We start from the raw sequence: 15881 nt of genomic DNA on the forward strand, positions 1-15881 counted from the left end.
CGTCAGCCGTCAGGACGTGACGGCCAGGGGCATCAGGACCTACGGGGGAGGCACGGAGAATGATCGAGACGTTATTTCGGGGTGATGAACTACCCGTGGCGGAGCGGTTCGAGAGTTGGCGCGATCTGGCGTTCGCAAGTCACTCGCCGCATGTCATCCGTACGGAGCACGCGGCCGACTTCCGCGGCACGCTGCGGGTGCTGGACCTCGGCGTCGTCCGGGTTTCCGTGTTCTCGTGCCCGCCGCTGGAGTCCTTCCGGACCCCGGCGCTGATCAGGCAGTCCGATCCGGAGATCTACCACCTCTCGGTGCCCCTGGTCGGGCGCATGCGGGTCGCCCAGGGCGGCCAGGAGGTGCTGGCCGGGCGGGGCGACCTGGTGCTGGTGAGCAGTTCGCACCCGTATCGGGGGCAGCTGGACGCGACGGACGGTACGGTCTCGGCCGCGGAGATGCTGATCCCGCGGGCGGTGCTGCCGCTGCCGGGCGGCCTCGCCGAGCGGCAGTTCGCGATGAGGTTACCGGGGCGGACCGGGATGGGCGCCCTGCTCGCCCAGTTCGTCACCGGCCTGGTCACCGACACCACGCCCTACGGAGCGTCGGACTCCGCGCGGTTGGGCGCTGTCGCGCTCGACCTGGCCACCGCCCTGCTCGCCCAGCAGCGGGGCCCGCAAGGTGCGCCGGAGAGTTTTCACCACGCCCTGGCCATGCGCGTCCGCGGCTATATCCATCAGCACTTGGCCGACCCCGAGCTGAGCCCCGAGCAGATCGCGGCGGCTCAGCACATCTCGGTCCGTTCCTTGCACCGGCTCTTCCGCCACCAGAAGACGACGGTCTCCGCGTACATCCGCCACCAGCGGCTGGAGCAGGCCCGTCGCGAGCTGGCCGAGCCGGCGCTGGGTATGCGGCCCATCCACGCCATCGCCGCCCGGTGGGGGTTTCGCCGGCCGGCCGACTTCACCCGCGCGTTCCGTGCCGCCTACGGCATGCCGCCCAAGGACTTCCGGCACCTGACTGGCGTCCAGCGCTAAGCGGCTGGCGCTGGGCGCTAAGGACACGTCCCGCACCACCTCGGCAGACTCGTTGAGCAGGCAATGGTGTCGGCGCGCCCCTCAGGTGCGCCGTGGTCATGCCATGCCTGCCGCGCCCCTGCGGCACGTCGCCCGGCGCACACCGGGCCCGGTTCCATGACCCCCTCGACCGAGTGCTTCGGCGGGCTGTCGGGCGAGCCGCAGCGGGCGGGACAAAACAGGGGAAAGGTAACACCATTACATCGCAATCGCTTTTGCGCTCACGGCAGCCGGCGGCGACTGCCTTCTCGACCTCGACAAGCGATCCTGGCCGGCCCGGGCACCGGGCCGAGCTGGAGCTGGGGCCGGTGCGGCTGTCCGTACTGCGCCTTCCCGCACCGTCTCCGCTGCTCGCCCGGAGCGGCGATCCGCGGGCGTGGCGGCTGGTCCTGGTGTCCGACGGGCCGCTGACGCTGGGCCGGAGGTCCGGCGCCATCCGTCTGGAGCCCGGCCAACTCGTGCTGTGGGACCCATGGGAGCCGTTCGACGCGGCGGCTGCCGACCGGGCGAGACCGCCCCGGGCGATGGTCCTGCATCTGCCGGGCAGCGCGCTGTCGCTGCCGCACCACGCGCTGCGCGGCCTGGTGGCGCGGCCGGTGCCCTCGGACGCGGGCCCGGCGGCCCTTCTCGCGCGGTTCCTGGAGGGGCTGGCCGGACCCGCCGCGGCGGTGGACATCCCACAGGCGACCTGGGTGGGGCGCGCCGCGGTCGACCTGGCGGTGGCGTTTCTCAGCAGCGTGACCGACGTACTGGACGACGCGACGCGACTGCCGCGGCAGGTGGCGCTCCTGGGGGAGATCAAGGGGTACATCGACCGCAACCTCAGCGATCCCGGCCTGTCGCCGACGACGATCGCGGCGGCGCACCACATCTCGGTCCGCTATCTGCACCACTTGTTCCGGCAGGACGAGCAGACGGTGGGCGGCTTCGTCCGGGAGCGGCGGCTGGAGCGCTGCCGGGCCGATCTGACGAACCCGTGCCTCGCGGGGCAGAGCATGGCGGTGATCCGGGTGCGGTGGGGCTTCCAGGACGCGGCGGTGTTCAACCGGGCCTTCAAGAAGGAGTACGGGATCACGCCGGGCGAGTACCGCAGGCGCGAGGGTGTGCCCGTGGCCGTTCGGTAGCGGTCGCCAGTGGTGCTGTGGCTGAGCCGGCGGGGGACCGCCGGCTCAGCTGTGGTGTTCGATGGCGGTTGCGCTCAGGCGCGGAGCGCCGGCCAGGTGTCCTCTCCCACTTTGCCGTCGGGATTGAGGTGGTGACGCTTCTGGAAGCGGACGACCGCTGCCTTCGTATCGGGGCCGAACTGCCCGTCGATGCCGTGGGGTCCGATGTCGTACCCGCGGGCATCGAGGATGCACTGCACCTGGCGGACGGCAGCTCCGTTGTTGCTGCCCTGCATGGTGAGCGCGGTGCCGGAGTAGTAGCGGCAGGACTTCCACGGCTTCGGCGCCGGGGTCTTGGACGGGGACTGCGTCTGCTTGGGCGGGGCCGGGGTGGTGGTGTTCTTGGTCGGCGGCTGCTGGTTGGCAGGGGGCTGGTTCTCTTCGGAACCGCCGCCACCGCCGCCCCCACCATTACCGTCACCGCCGCCACCATCACCGCCGCCACCGCCCGGAGGGTTCGCGGCGTCGGACGTCGAGCTCGGGGACGGCTTCGACGACGGCTTCGGTGAGTGCTTCGCCGCGGATGACTTTGATGCCCGCGGGTGGTGTGCGGACTTCGTGGCCGTCGATGCGACGTTCTTCTTGCCGTCGTCCGACGAGCCCATCCCCGGTACGACGAAGGCCACCACCCCGATGGCCACGGCGGCGACGGCCCCGGCCACGGCCAGGACCAGGCCACGGCGGCTCTTGGGCGGCGCCGGCTTGAGCGTACGCACCGGGGCGCCGCGGCGGAGGATCGTCAGCTGTTCCATCGGCGACACCGCGGCGGCGAACCCGCTCCATGTGGAGCGGGCCCCGATCAGCTCGGCGAGCGACGCCGGCCACTCCTGGGCCGGTGCGTGCTGCCGCGCCGTATCGACGACTTCCTGCGGGCTCAGCCGTCCCTCCGCGCTCTTGTCCAGACACCGGCCGATCAGCTCCGCCAGGGCCGGATCGGACTCCGTCACCTTGGCGAGCACATCCGCGCTGGGCGGCGAGTAGACCACGCGGTGGATGACATCGGCCGTCGAACCCTCGCCGAACGGCGTTCTGCCGGTCGCCGCGTGTGCGAGCACCGAGCCGAGCGAGAAGACGTCCGAGGCGGTGCCCGCCTCCCGGCCGTCGGCCTGCTCGGGGGACATGAACGCCGGGGTGCCCACATGCTGCCCCGTCATGGTGAGCACACTGGCGTCAGTGGTGTGGGCGACCCCGAAGTCGATGACCCGCGCGCCGTCGGCGCCCAGCAGGACATTGGACGGCTTGAGATCGCGGTGGACGATCCCGGCGGCGGCGAGCGTGGCGAGCGCTTCCCCGATCTCGCCCGCCAGCCGCCACACCACCGGAGCGGGGAACGGGCCGAAGCGGCGCACCGTGTCGTCGAGGCTCGGCCCCGGGACGTACGCGGTGGCCATCCACAGCCGCTCCTCCTCGTCGAAGCCCGAAGCGACCAGCCCCGCGGTGTACTTCCCGTGGACCCGTCGTACGACCTCGACCTCGCGCTCGAACCGGCGCCGGAACCGCGGGTCCTCGGCGTGCTCCGGCCGGATGACCTTGACGGCCACCAGCGCGCCGGCTCCGTACGGGGCTGCCGCCTCCCCCTCCACACCCGCTTCCCGCCCGAGGTAGAGCCGGCCCATCCCCCCGCTCCCCAGGCGCGCGAGCACCCGGTAGGGCCCGATCGCCACCGGGTCCGACCGCCGCAGCGGTTCCGCGCCGAGGCGTTCGAGGTCGGCGCTGCTCAGCTCTCCGGTCCAGGGGTGGACCGGGTCCCTCTCAGACATGGGAGTTTCCTTAGAGAGTTTCCGCTGTGACGCTCCGGGGTGGTCAGTGGTTCTGGCCGCCGGCCTGGGAGATGTTCCTCAGGATCGTGTCGAACTTCCGCTGGAACTCGTCCAGGGAGTGCCTGATCTTGTTCAGGTCGGTCTGGGCGCTGGCCCAGGAGGAACGGAACTGGGCGGCGTACGGGCCGCTCCAGTGGTTCGGGTCGCTCAGGGTGGTCCCGGCGTCGGAGAGCTGTTTGATGGAATCCTGGAAGCTGCCGTCGATGATGGTCAGGAACTTCTTGCTTGCCAGGTGTGCGGTGGGGTCGACTGAAACCTTGTCATCTGCCATGGTTCTTCTCCTGTTTTTACCTGTTTTTAGGTCGACCCCGGAGGGGTGACTTATCGCGAAAATTCTCCGGTCCCGGGCCTCGCCGTGTCATTGATCTGGAGCGCACAGTCCATGTGCGCTCGGCGCAAGACGTCATATGCCCACGTCGATGGGTTGGTTCGCCACCTGCACCCCCGCCGCCACGCCGTCCACCACGAGGTAGCCACGCCCCGGCAGCGGCGCCATGCGGTCGTGGCGGGGCAGCTGCGTGCCCAGCAGATCGCCGTCGAGGTCGTGGTCGGGGCACAGGAGGACGCCGCAGCGGCTGTCGCGGGTGCGCCCGGTCCAGTGGCCGTAGGAGCGGCGCAGGGTGTCGGCCCGGCCGGCGGCGATCATGTGGTGGCCGGTGGCCGGGAAGGAGAGCCACTGTTCCAGGAAGCCGCGTTCGTCCTCCACCGTGTCGGCGTCGTCGGCCAGAAGGAGGACGGGCCGGTCGAGGGGGAGTGCCGTGAGGGCCTGTTCGAGGTCGTCGTACGTGGTGACCAGGGCGGCCAGACCGGGCAGGTCGCGCAGCGGGGAGCGGCGCGGGGCGAAGCCGACGACCGTGGGCGGGGTGTCGGCAGACGTCGCCGAGGACATCACGAGGCGGGCGAGGGTGCACAGGGCCGTGCTGCGGCCGGATCGCTGCGGCCCGGCTATCAGGGCGTGTTCGCGCTCGTACAGCCGCAGTCCGGCACTGCCGAGGGTGTCGGAGTCCAGGCCGACGGGGAGCCACCAGGGGTCGGTGGCGGTCTGGGCCGCTGTGGTGAGGGCGGTGGCGGGGACGTCGGTGGGCAGCAGGCCGACCTCGGGGGCGCTGCGCTGGGCTCCGGTCCACCGGGCGGCGGTTTCCGCGACGGCCGTCGCCAGGTCCTCGCCGGGCCAGCCGATCTGGATCACCTGCCGGTTGGCGGCCACGAGCGCCCGGCCCGGCACATAGCTGGGCACCGCGTTGCGGGGTATGTCGAAGTATCCGTACTCGGCGGGGTCGGCCAGCCGCAGCAGCAGTTTGGTCTGGGTCAGGGCGGACCAGGCCGTCGGTACGGCGCCGGAGCGGTCGGCGCTGACCGCGAACCGGATGCCGACCGCGGGGCCGTCGGCGTAGACGCGGGCGAGCTCTTCGATCAGGTTCATCCCCGCCACGTCCTTGTCGAAGTCCGAGATCAGGGCGCCGAGATTGTCCAGCAGCACCAGCCAGTCCGGGGAGTCGGCCGGGCCGCGGGCCTTGCGCTCGTCGAGCTCCCGGCGCAGCAGCTTGATCAGCCGGATCTGGCGCTCGCGTTCGGCGGACCCGATGTGGGCGCCGGTGTGCGGGAGCGCGGCCAGCGGGGCCAGGTCGCCGGCGCCTAGGTCGAGGGCGAAGATGTGGTGCCGGTCGGGCGGGCAGGAGCCGGCGACGGCCAGGGCGAGCGCGGCCAGGGCGGTGGAGGTGCCCGAGCCGCCGCCCCCGTAGACCACGATGTTTCCGGCGGCCGGGTCCCAGCCGACCGCGTACTGCCGCTGCCGGTCGGGGTCGTCGGCGAGCGCCCAGGCGGGCAGGCCGGTGGCCTCGGTGTGCAGGCCCTGTTCGGCGACCGCGGGGAGGTCCGCGCGGTGCAGCACCTTGGGCAGCGGATCGGGCCAGGGTCGCCGTGGCGGGGCGAATCCGGACAGGTCGGCGGCCTGTCGTGTGGCCGTGACCAGCCGCCGTAGATCGGTTTCGCCCTCCGTGCCGTCGGTGGCCGCCGTCAGCACCGGCATGCCCAGGACGAACGGTGCGATCGTCACCGGGGCGGTCACCGCGGCCTGCGGGGTGACTCCGGTGGACAGCGCGGTCTGCACCGGCAGCACCTCGCGTGCGCTGAGCCGGTAGTAGGCGCGGCCCCATTGGCGGGTGCCGATCCCGGCCGAGGCCGGACTGTCGATGACGTCCTCCGAGTCCCCGGTGGACTCGAGCCGCAGCGCGATACGGAGTTTGACGTTGTTCTTGATGGCGTCGTTGACCGAGCCGGCGGGCCGCTGGGTGGCCATGATCAGGTGGACGCCGAGGGTGCGTCCGCGCTGTGCGATGCTCACCAGCGAGTCGACGAAGTCCGGCAGGGCCTTGACCAGAGTGGCGAACTCGTCGATCACCACGGCGAGCCGGGGCATCGGCTCCATGCCGGCGTCCTTGGCGTCCTCGGTGTCGCGCAGCCGCTGATAGTCGCGGATATGGCTCAGGCCCACCTCGCGCAGCAGCCGTTCGCGGTGGCGCAGCTCGGCGTCCAGACAGCGCAGGGCGCGTTCGCTGAGCTGCTCGTCGAGATCGGTGACCAGGCCGACGGTGTGCGGGAGTTCGGCGCATTCGTCCAGGGCGCCACCGCCCTTGTAGTCCACCAGCGCGAAGGTCAGATGCTCGGGGTCGGCGTCGGTGGCCATGCTCGCGATGAGGGTGCGCAGCAGTTCGCTCTTGCCGGAGCCGGTGGTCCCGGCGATCAGCGCGTGCGGCCCGTCGTCGTCGAGGTCCACGGTGAACAGGTCCCGTTCGCTGACCCCGAGCACGGCCTGCACCCGCAGGGCCGGGGCCCGCGTCTTCCACCGCGCACCGACCTCGGCCCCGGAGACGGCGGTCAGGTCCAGCAGCGGCAGCAGGGAGATACGGTCCGGCAGCCCCGCGCCCTCGACCCGCAACTCCGGGTCCTCGAAGCGGGCCAGCGCCCTGGCGGTGGCGCGCGCCTCGTCGACCGGCATACCGCCCAGCAGTACGTCCGGCACCACCTCGTCGGAGGCCACGTCACGCACCCGCCCCCGGCCCTCGGGCGCGGCGGTGACCACCGAGGTGCACAGGGCGGGCAGCCGGGTGGTGAGCACCAGGGCACCGCAGCGCAGGGTGCGGTCGGCGAGCAGGTCCCGCAGCGGACAGGGCCGGCCCTCCAGCAGTGTGGCGCCGTCCACGACCACCAGCAGCACCGGCCCGGCGCCGCCCTCCGTACGCCGTGGCGCGGCGGACAGCAGACCGCGGGCCAGCGTGTCGGACTGCTCGGGCCCGACCGCCACCAGCCGTGACGTCCCCGACTGCGGATCCGCGCCGTGCGGCAGCCACTTCGTCCAGTCCCAGTCGGCCAGCCGCTCCGGGTCGGCGAACACCGCCAGCGTCACATCGGCCGGCCCGCTTCCCACCAACGCCTGGCACAGCAGGGACCGGGCGACGCCGAGGGCCGCGCGGCGGTCCCCCTCGAACCCCACCGCCTCACCGGCCGACACCCCGACCACGACCGGCACCTGTGGCAGTACGCAGCGCGCGCCCAGGATGTCCGCCACCTCCGGAGCGGGCTCCGAGGAGTCGTTGTCCAGCGGTGGGTTCCAGGGCAGGTCGGCGGTGCCGACCACCGTTTTGAGGAAGTCCGGGGCGCCCGGGCGCCGTTCCCACAGGGCGACCCCCGGCGCGGTCGCCCGGTGGACCACCTCCGCGGGGTCGGGGTGGGCCGCCCGGCGGGTACGGATCTCGGCCGCGTGGCGCGCGGCCACCGCCTGCTCGAACTCCTTGACCCTGGCGGTGTGATCCCGCATCCCGCGCCGGAAGGTGAAGCGGCCCCGCAGCCGCTCCTCCAGGAAGTTCCCCACGAACATCAGCGGGGTGAGCGCCGCGATGGCCGCGTAGCGCACGTCGCCGGTCATACCGACGATCGCACCGGCCATGACCAGCGGACCGAGCATGCTGGCGATGGAGAACGGAGCCTTGTTCGCGCTCGGCGGCGACGACGGCGTGGCGATCCGCGGCGGGTCGCCCGGTCTGCCGCCGCGCGGCGGACGGTTGAACGGCAGGGTGCCACCTGGCCCCACCTCCCGGACCGGGTTGACCCGCTGTACGGGGCCGAGCCGGTCCCGCGGCAGGACGCGCACCATCACCTCGCCGCCCAGCGAGACCAGGTCCTCGGGCTGGAGCCGGACGGCCTTGGAGATCCGCCCGCCGCATACGTCGGTGCCGTTGACCGTGTCCAGGTCGGTGATGTGCACCTGCCCGTCGGCCGAGATCTCCAGGGCGGCATGCAGTCGGGACACCCCCGTGGCCACGACGCGCACATCCGCCTCGGCGCCCCGGCCGATGACCGTCCTGCCCACCCGCAGCGGAACGCTGCGCCCGGCCTCAAGGCCGCCGACCACCCGCAGTACGGCGGCCGCCACCCGCGGCCCGCCGGCCGAGCCCCAGCCCGCGCGGGCCACCCGCGATCCATGGGCGAGGCCGGATTCGCCGAGCCCCGTCTCCGGTGGCGCGGTCCGGCCGTCGATACTCAGCCCGCTGGCCGGTATGTCCAAAGTCGCGGCGAGGTCGGCCAGCGTGGCGTTCGGCCGGCCGACACGCAGTTCCATTTCCCGTTCGGTCTTGCCGTCGGCATAGACGATCCGCACCGCGCAGTCACTCCAGGGTGGGTCAGGTTCAGGTGAGATTCACGTGAGGCAGGGGCGGGTCGAGTCTCGCGCAGGCCCGGCCGGAAGGCATTGACGGCGAGCGCACAGTCGTTGACCCAGGACGCAATGCCGGTGAGCCGGCGGCCGAGGGCGGGTCAGGTCTGCCGTACCTCTGGTTCCGGGGAGGGCGGCGGGCCGTCGGGGTGCAGCGGCAGTTCGGCGGTGACCTCGAAGCCGCCCTCCGGGCGGCTGCCCGCGGTGAGGGCGCCGCCCACCGAATGGGCGCGCTCGCGCATGCCGATGAGGCCGAAGCCGTGTCCGGGCGTCGGCGCCTCGGTGGCCGCGGCGGTCGTGGTGGCCGTGGTGGTTCCGTCGTCGGTGACGGTGATGGTCAGCCGGTCGCGAGCGTAGTCGAGCCGTACGTGCGCGGTGTGCGCGGCGGCGTGCTTGGTGACGTTGGTCAGGGCCTCCTGCACGATCCGGAACGCGGTCAGATCCACTCCCGGGGACAGCTGCCGCGGCTCGCCGCGCGTGGTGACCGTGACCTGGAGCCCGGCGGAGGCGAAGGCGTCGGTCAGCTCGGGGAGCCGGTCGAGGCCGGGGCTGGGTTCCAGGGGCGCGTCCGGGTCGTCCGTACGGCGCAGCAGGCCGACGGTGGCCTTGAGTTCACGCAGTGCGGATGAGGTGGTGGCGGCCAGGCCGGTGAGGATCTCGTGGGCCTGGTCGGGGTGGTTACGGGCGAGATGCGCGGCCGTGCTCGCCTGGGCGTTGGCCAGGGCCAGATGGTGGGCGACCACGTCGTGCAGCTCGCGGGCGATGCGCATGCGCTCTTCGGCGACCCGGTGTCGCGCCTCCTCCTCGCGGGTCCGCTCGGCGTGTTCGGCGCGGGCCTGCGCGGCTTCCATGACGGCTTCCGTATAGGCACGCCGGATCCGGACCGCGCGGCCGGCGGTGACGGGCAGCAGCAGCCATACGGCAGGGCCGATGGTCTTGAGCACCAGCGCGTGGTGGCCGGGGTCGGCGATCATCGCGGTGGTCACCAGCGTGGCGATGGTGGCGAGGCAGTAGGCGTAGGTGATCTTCCGCTCGGTGAGCGCGGCCAGCCAATAGAGCGCCGCCATGGCCGGGGCCAGCAGCAGCGGGGTGAGCAGATAGCCGACCGCGCTCGCGGCCGAGACACAGACCGCCGTCACGGCGACGGCGGTGCGCGGGTGGCTGCGGCATCCCACCAGGGCGGCGCAGGCGATGCCCGCGAGGAGCAGGGCAGGACCCAGCGGCGGCTGGGTGGTACCCGGCCAGCCGAGAGCGGCGCCCAGGATGACGAGACCGAACAGCACCCCGGCCACGATCAGGTCGAAGGCGAGGTGATGGCGCTCCGTATAGCGCTCCAAGCTGCTGGTCATCGGGGTTCTCCGGTCGGGGCCTGGGTCCATGGTGGACGACGTGGCGGGCGAACGGCCGACAGGGCCGCCCGGGACATGGCCACGGGCGGCCCTGCCGTTCGCGGGGCGGTGTCGGGTCAGACGCGTGCCGATTCCCGGTCCGATGCGGTGTCGGGGGCGCCGACGCCCGGGACCGCGGCGACGGGGGAGCGGCGGCTGAGCGCTTCGCCCTCCACGTCGATGTTCGGCAGCACCCTGTCCAGCCAGCGCGGCAGCCACCAGGCGCGGTCGCCGAGCAGCGCGAGGACGGCGGGTACGAGCGCCATACGGACCACGAACGCGTCGAGCAGGACGGCCGTGGCCAGCCCGAACCCCATCATCTTGATCATCGACTCGGCAGAGCCCACGAAGCCGGAGAACACGGCCATCATGATCAGCGCGGCTGCCACCACCACCCGGGCGCTGTGCCGGAACCCGGTGACGATCGCCTGGCCGGCCCGGTCCCCGTGGACGTACGCCTCACGCATGCGGGTGACCAGGAAGACCTCGTAGTCCATGGCGAGACCGAAGACGATGCCCACGAGGAAGATCGGCATCAGGCTCATGATCGGGCCGGTCTGCTCGACGCCGAGGAGGCTCGCGCCCCAGCCCCACTGGAACACCGCGACCACCGCGCCGAAGGCCGCGAGCACCGACAGCAGGAAGCCGGCGGCCGCCTTGAGGGGCACGAGGAGGGACCGGAAGACCACCAGCAGAAGCAGGAAGGCGAGGCCCACCACGACCGCGAGATACGGGATCAGCGCGTCCTGCACCTTCTGGGCCACGTCGATGTTCACCGCGGTGGAGCCGGTGACCTCGAAGCTCGCATGCGTGGCGGACTCGAGCGCGGGCCGTTCGGCGCGGATGGTGCGGACCAGGTCCTTGGTCTTCTCGTCGGTGGGGGCGGTGGCCGGGGTGGCGGAGAAGACCGCCGTGTCACCCGCGGCGTTGAGGCGGGGCGGCGAGACGGATACGACGCCCTTGGTGGCGGCGATCCTGTCGGCGATCGTGCGCGCGGCGGCCTTCGTGTCCGCCGTGCTGTTGGCGTCTCCCGTGCTGTTGGCGTCTCCCGTGCCCTTGGCGTCTGCCGTGCCCTTGGCGTCGACGACGATGGTCAGCGGTCCGTTGAAGCCGGGGCCGAAGCCCTCGGCCAGCGCGTCGTAGGCGCGGCGCTCCGTGGTCGAGGTGGGCTTGGCCTCGTCCCCGGGCATGCCCAGCTGCAGGCCCGTCACCGGTATGGCGATCGCCCCGAGCCCCGCCACACAGGCCAGCAGTACGGGCAGCGGGCGGCGCAGCACGAACCGGGCCCAGCGGCTGCCCCCGTTGTGCTCACTGCCTTCCTTGGCCTTCTTGGCCTTCCCGCCCCGCCGGGCGGAGCGCGACAGTACGGCGCGCGGGAGGAAGCCGAGCAGGGCCGGGATCAGGGTCAGCGCGATGAGGACACCGATGGCGACCGCGCCCGCGGCGGCCAGGCCCATCTTGGTCAGCAGGGGGATGCCGACCACCGAAAGACCGGCCAGCGCGATCACGACGGTCAGCCCGGCGAAGACCACCGCCGACCCCGCCGTGCCCGCGGCCAGCCCGACCGCCTCCTCGGGCTCATGTCCCCGGGCCCGCTCCTCGCGGTAGCGGGAGACCACGAACATGGCGTAGTCGATGCCGACCGCGAGGCCCAGCATCGAGGCGAGCGTGCCGGTCGTGCCGGACAGACCGAAGGTGCTGGCCAGGGCCATGATCGAAGCGATGCTGATGCCGACGCCGACGACCGCGGTCAGCAGCGGAAGCCCGGCGGCGGCCAGTGAGCCGAAGGTGATCAGCAGCACGACCGCGGCGATGGCGATGCCGATGCCCTCGGCCGCCCCGCCCGCCGCGGGCTGGGTCGCCAGCGCGTTGCCGCCGACCTCGACGGTCAGCCCCGCGTCGCGCGCCTGCTGGACCGCGTCCTCCAGGGTCTTCTTGGACGCGTCGGTGAGGTCGTCGGCCTTGACCTTGTACGTCACGGTCGCGTACGCGGTCCCGGCGTCCTTGCTCACGGCCCGCGCCTGGAAGGGGTCCACCGCGCCGGCGACCTGCCGGCCGTCGGCCACTCCGTGGACGACCTTCTCGACGGCCGCCCGGTTGTCGGCCGCGGTGACCTTCTCCCCGTGCGGGGCGACGAAGACGATCCGGGCGCTCGCCCCGTCGGCCTTGGCGCCGGGGAAGCGCTGGTCCATCAGGTCGAACGCCTTCTGGGACTCGATGCCGGGCATGGAGTTCCCGGTGTCGGGGGCGGCGGGTGCCTTGACGGCGCCGAAGCCGACGGCGCCCAGCACGGCGACCCACAGCAGGGTGACCCACCAACGTCGTCGGAAGGCCAGTCGGCCCAGCGAAAAGAGAAAAGCAGCCATGGGACGGAGGTCTCCGCATCATCTGATCTCGGGATACCCCTCCAGGCTCCCGGGGCGCGGCCCGTCCGTCGTCGTGCGGCTGCCGACAATCGTGGGTACTGAGAATGCAGTACCGGGCGCCTACCAGTTCGTTCCCGGGACTGACCCCCGTCGCCACCGGTATCTGCCTCAGCCGGTCAGCACCTCGACGAGCGAGGCGACAGCGCCGACAGCCACGCCGTATCCGGGGATGGCCACCAGCGGCCACGGCACGGGCCGGGGCGTGAGTACACGGACGTGGAAGGCGTAGTCGCGGTACTCGGGCATGCCCTCCGTGCCGGGCAGCACCATGAAGCGCGGCTGGACGCGGCAGAACAGCCACCAGTCCAGGACCACCAGGTCGAAGAGGGTGAGGGCGAGGAAGCAGACCGTGCCGAGGGCGAACGGCGGCCAGAAGCCGAGCGAGCCGTCCGCCCGGTCGTGCAGGTCCAGGACGCCGAGCAGGGGCACCGCGAGGAACACCAGGAGGTTCAGCAGCCCGGCTGCGGCGGCGGTGCGCCGTCCTCGTGCGCTCTGCTCCCCGTACCGCTCCTGGATCGCGGGCGGGTAGTCCGAGAGCAGGGCGTCCCGGGCGATGTGGAGGGATCCGACGACGACGGTGGTGAACAGCGTGACCAGTAAGAGCGCGTAGCCGAGGCTCACGCCTGTCAGTTCCCAGAAGTCCATGAGGCAACAGCATAGAGGGAAAGTTAGGTTTGCCTCACCTAACTTACGCGGGTCTTGTCGAGTGGGTGATTCTCTCCTTCAATGAGGGGCGAACGAGGGGGCACTGACCATTTCCTGGGAGGGACAACCATGAGAATTCGCTTGCGCGCCTTAGGAGTTGGCGCGGCCGTGGCGGTCGGTCTGGCGCTCTTCGGCGGCGGCCCGGTGGCAGTGGCCGCGACGGCCGCGACGTCCACGACGTCTGCGCCGGCCGGTCACCACGCCGAGGCCACGAGCTCCACTGTCATGGACTACTACCAGTACTTCGGGCACTACACGACCCAGGAGGAGTGCGTGGCCGTCGGCGAGGAGTACTTGTGGCCCCACAACCCCGGCGGGGCCGACGCCTATGAGTGCCGGGCCAAGGACGATGGCTGGGACCTCTGGCTGATCTTCGCCACCTGATCGCGGAGCGCGCCGGGTGGCGCGGGTGTGGGCCAGGTGGTGCGGGCGTGGGGCAGTGGATGCACGCTGGGAGTGGATACTTGCTGGCAGGAGCGATTCCGGAGGTGATCGTCATGCCACAGACCACCGTGGGCTGGCATGTCGAACTGGAATTTACCGAGGACAGCCGCCACACCCGCGCCGCCGCCCTGGTCCGGCTCGCGGACGGGAGCGAGGTGAGGGGCCACGGGGCCGCCAGCCGGGCCCCCGCCGACGCCAACCAGCCGCGGGTCGGCGAGGAGATCGCGGGCGCCAGGGCGCTCAACGAGCTGGCGGCGAAGTTGCTGGAGAAGGCGCATGGAGAGATCGACGCGGTGTCCGGCCGTGTGTCACATCCGCTGCATCTGGACCACTGACCACCACTGACGACCACTGAACACCACTGCACACCGCTGAACCGCTGAGCGGTGCCGGGCGGGCGCCGGCGCGCACCTCGTGGGCGCCGGCGTCATTCGCCGCGGGCGGCCGTCAGGGGGCAGTCACCCGGTGGCGGTCAGCGGGTGGCCTTCGGGGGCTCGATGCCCAGCGTGTGGCTGAAGATGTTCTTCGGGTCCCAGGTGGCCTTGACCTTCTGCAGCCTCGGGTAGTTGTCCTTGAAATACAGCGTGGACCAGGGGACGCCCGAGGTGTTCACGGCGGGGTCCGCCAGGTCGTCGTCCGGGTAGTTGATGTAGGCGCCGTCCTTCGGATCCGGCACCCCGTGCGTATCGGCGTAGATCTCGCGGTACAGCCTCCGCAGCCACTCGACGTACGCGGCATCCTGGCCGGGGTCGTCCCACGCCGCCGTGTACTGGACCCGCATCACCGCGTCGCGGTGCGGAAACGCCGTGGCGTCCGGGGCCACCGCGCTGATCTGCCCGCCGTAACTGGCGATGCCCACCGAGCCGAAGAGCAGCTTCGGGTCCTGCTCACGCGTCAGATTCTCGTAGATGGCGGCCAGCTGGGCGGCGGAGAAACCCCTGCGCAGATAGCCCGACTTGATCTTGAGCCGGTAGATGTCCGAGTTCGGGCCGTCCAGCGCCGCGGCCAGCCATGGCTGTTCGGTCCTGGTCACATTGACCGGGGTGCCCACGCCCGCGCCGAGGGCGGCGAGATAGTCGTCCAGCAACTCGGCCGCGTCGGGGCCGAACACCTGGCCGCCGGCGAGGTTGAGGTCGTTGGCCTTACGGCCCACCGTCAGGTCGGCGTACAGCCGGGTGGCCGGTGCGCCGACCGCGCTGTTGCGCTCGCACCAGTCCATGTGATTGCGGATCAGCCGGGTGAACTTCGGCTCGTCCAGCTTCAGGGCCTGCCACGGCCACTGGCTGGAGAAGGCGATCGCGCTCTTGGGCGCCCGTGGCAGCAGCTGCCCCGGGTCGGAGCCCTCCGCGCCCGGGGTGCGCAGCCAGTACCGGGTCACCACGCCGAAGTTTCCGCCACCGCCCCCGGTGTGGCCCCACCACAGCTCGCGGTTCGGGTCACTCGCCTCACGCGTGGCGACCACGGCCGACGCCTTGCCGTACTTGTCGACCACCACGACCTCGACGGCGTACAGATGGTCCACGACCAGCCCCATGGCGCGGGACAGCACACCGTAGCCACCCCCGCAGATATGGCCGCCCGCCCCGACACCCGGACACCACCCGGCCGGAATCGTCACCCCCCAGCCCAGCACCAGCCGCCGGTACACCTCGCCCAGGGTGGCACCGGGCTCCACGGCGAAGGCGCGGCGCGCCGGGTCGTATGAGACCTGCGTCATCCCGGACATGTCGATGAGCACCCGCACGGCCGGGTCGTCCACCCACCCCTCCGCGCAGTGTCCGCCACTGCGCACGGCGACCTTCTTGCCGGAGTCCACGGCCGCCTGGACCGCCGCCACGACCTGTTCGGTCGAGCCGACCACCCATACGTGGTCCGGTGTGCCCACCCAGCGCTTCTGGCCGCGCCGCACCAGATACGCGTAACGCGCGTCGTCGGGGCCGGCCTTGACCGGGCCGAGCGGGGGTGTGCAGCCGGCCTCCGTGGCGCCCTCGGCCGCACTGGCCGGGGTGTCCAGGCCCACCCCTGCGACGACCCCGGACGCGGCGGCCGTGGCGGTTCGCAGCAGCTGACGGCGGTTGACCCCGGACATGCTCGTATCTCCTCGCGGTGTGGCGCCAAGGCGGTGTGAAACGACAGGAACTATTTGGTGTGGCGCGG

General features: G+C 72.0%; 11 protein-coding genes. 4 read left to right on the forward strand and 7 right to left on the reverse strand.

All coding sequences use genetic code 11. From position 1 onward, the window contains the following. The first annotated feature begins 59 nt into the window (after window positions 1–59). A complete protein-coding gene (locus ACWDSL_RS05670) occupies window positions 60–1028 on the forward strand; it encodes an AraC-like ligand-binding domain-containing protein (protein ID WP_450482025.1) in 969 nt (322 codons plus the stop codon). Between the two features lie 98 nt (window positions 1029–1126). Beyond that, the gene (locus ACWDSL_RS05675; protein WP_450482027.1) at window positions 1127–2191 is read left to right on the forward strand and encodes a helix-turn-helix domain-containing protein; all 1065 of its coding nucleotides are present in this window, start codon (window positions 1127–1129) and stop codon (window positions 2189–2191) included. Window positions 2192–2265: 74 nt separating this feature from the next. Here ACWDSL_RS05675 and ACWDSL_RS05680 read toward each other — a convergent pair whose 3' ends face one another. The 6 genes from ACWDSL_RS05680 to ACWDSL_RS05705 all read right to left on the reverse strand — a co-directional run bounded on the left by ACWDSL_RS05680 (window position 2266) and on the right by ACWDSL_RS05705 (window position 13220). Next, window positions 2266–3990 (reverse strand): protein kinase domain-containing protein, encoded by a 1725-nt coding sequence (locus ACWDSL_RS05680; protein ID WP_450482029.1) that lies wholly within the window; start codon window positions 3988–3990, stop codon window positions 2266–2268. A gap of 43 nt (window positions 3991–4033) precedes the next feature. Further along, a complete protein-coding gene (locus ACWDSL_RS05685) occupies window positions 4034–4321 on the reverse strand; it encodes a hypothetical protein (RefSeq protein WP_385612955.1) in 288 nt (95 codons plus the stop codon). 132 nt (window positions 4322–4453) lie between these two features. Further along, on the reverse strand, window positions 4454–8707 hold the full coding sequence (locus ACWDSL_RS05690; protein ID WP_450482031.1) for an FtsK/SpoIIIE domain-containing protein: 4254 nt from the start codon (window positions 8705–8707) through the stop codon (window positions 4454–4456). 155 nt (window positions 8708–8862) lie between these two features. Continuing rightward, window positions 8863–10110 (reverse strand): sensor histidine kinase, encoded by a 1248-nt coding sequence (locus ACWDSL_RS05695; RefSeq protein WP_450482033.1) that lies wholly within the window; start codon window positions 10108–10110, stop codon window positions 8863–8865. 116 nt (window positions 10111–10226) lie between these two features. After that, window positions 10227–12515: an MMPL family transporter gene (locus ACWDSL_RS05700; protein ID WP_450482035.1), complete on the reverse strand. Its 2289-nt coding sequence runs from the start codon at window positions 12513–12515 to the stop codon at window positions 10227–10229. A gap of 168 nt (window positions 12516–12683) precedes the next feature. Then, a complete protein-coding gene (locus ACWDSL_RS05705) occupies window positions 12684–13220 on the reverse strand; it encodes a hypothetical protein (protein ID WP_450482037.1) in 537 nt (178 codons plus the stop codon). A 129-nt stretch (window positions 13221–13349) separates the two neighbouring features. Between ACWDSL_RS05705 and ACWDSL_RS05710 the strand changes: the two genes are divergently transcribed. Next, window positions 13350–13664, forward strand: coding sequence for a hypothetical protein (locus ACWDSL_RS05710; RefSeq protein ID WP_450482039.1), 315 nt, complete (start codon window positions 13350–13352; stop codon window positions 13662–13664). 113 nt (window positions 13665–13777) lie between these two features. Beyond that, a complete protein-coding gene (locus tag ACWDSL_RS05715) occupies window positions 13778–14059 on the forward strand; it encodes a DUF1876 domain-containing protein (protein ID WP_450482041.1) in 282 nt (93 codons plus the stop codon). A 137-nt stretch (window positions 14060–14196) separates the two neighbouring features. On the opposite strand, the gene ACWDSL_RS05720 is transcribed toward ACWDSL_RS05715, so the two are convergent. Next, the gene (locus ACWDSL_RS05720; RefSeq protein WP_450482043.1) at window positions 14197–15813 is read right to left on the reverse strand and encodes an FAD-binding protein; all 1617 of its coding nucleotides are present in this window, start codon (window positions 15811–15813) and stop codon (window positions 14197–14199) included. Window positions 15814–15881 lie beyond the last annotated feature (68 nt).

It is taken from the genome of Streptomyces sp. NPDC000941, from assembly GCF_053599555.1.

Bases quoted from the DNA above. Each gene is read 5' to 3' on its own strand.
- ACWDSL_RS05670 (WP_450482025.1), top strand. From the start codon at position 60: ATGATCGAGACGTTATTTCGGGGTGATGAACTACCCGTGGCGGAGCGG.
- ACWDSL_RS05675 (WP_450482027.1), top strand. From the start codon at position 1,127: ATGCCATGCCTGCCGCGCCCCTGCGGCACGTCGCCCGGCGCACACCGG.
- ACWDSL_RS05680 (WP_450482029.1), bottom strand. From the start codon at position 3,990: ATGTCTGAGAGGGACCCGGTCCACCCCTGGACCGGAGAGCTGAGCAGC.
- ACWDSL_RS05685 (WP_385612955.1), bottom strand. From the start codon at position 4,321: ATGGCAGATGACAAGGTTTCAGTCGACCCCACCGCACACCTGGCAAGC.
- ACWDSL_RS05695 (WP_450482033.1), bottom strand. From the start codon at position 10,110: ATGACCAGCAGCTTGGAGCGCTATACGGAGCGCCATCACCTCGCCTTC.
- ACWDSL_RS05700 (WP_450482035.1), bottom strand. From the start codon at position 12,515: ATGGCTGCTTTTCTCTTTTCGCTGGGCCGACTGGCCTTCCGACGACGT.
- ACWDSL_RS05705 (WP_450482037.1), bottom strand. From the start codon at position 13,220: ATGGACTTCTGGGAACTGACAGGCGTGAGCCTCGGCTACGCGCTCTTA.
- ACWDSL_RS05710 (WP_450482039.1), top strand. From the start codon at position 13,350: ATGAGAATTCGCTTGCGCGCCTTAGGAGTTGGCGCGGCCGTGGCGGTC.
- ACWDSL_RS05715 (WP_450482041.1), top strand. From the start codon at position 13,778: ATGCCACAGACCACCGTGGGCTGGCATGTCGAACTGGAATTTACCGAG.
- ACWDSL_RS05720 (WP_450482043.1), bottom strand. From the start codon at position 15,813: ATGTCCGGGGTCAACCGCCGTCAGCTGCTGCGAACCGCCACGGCCGCC.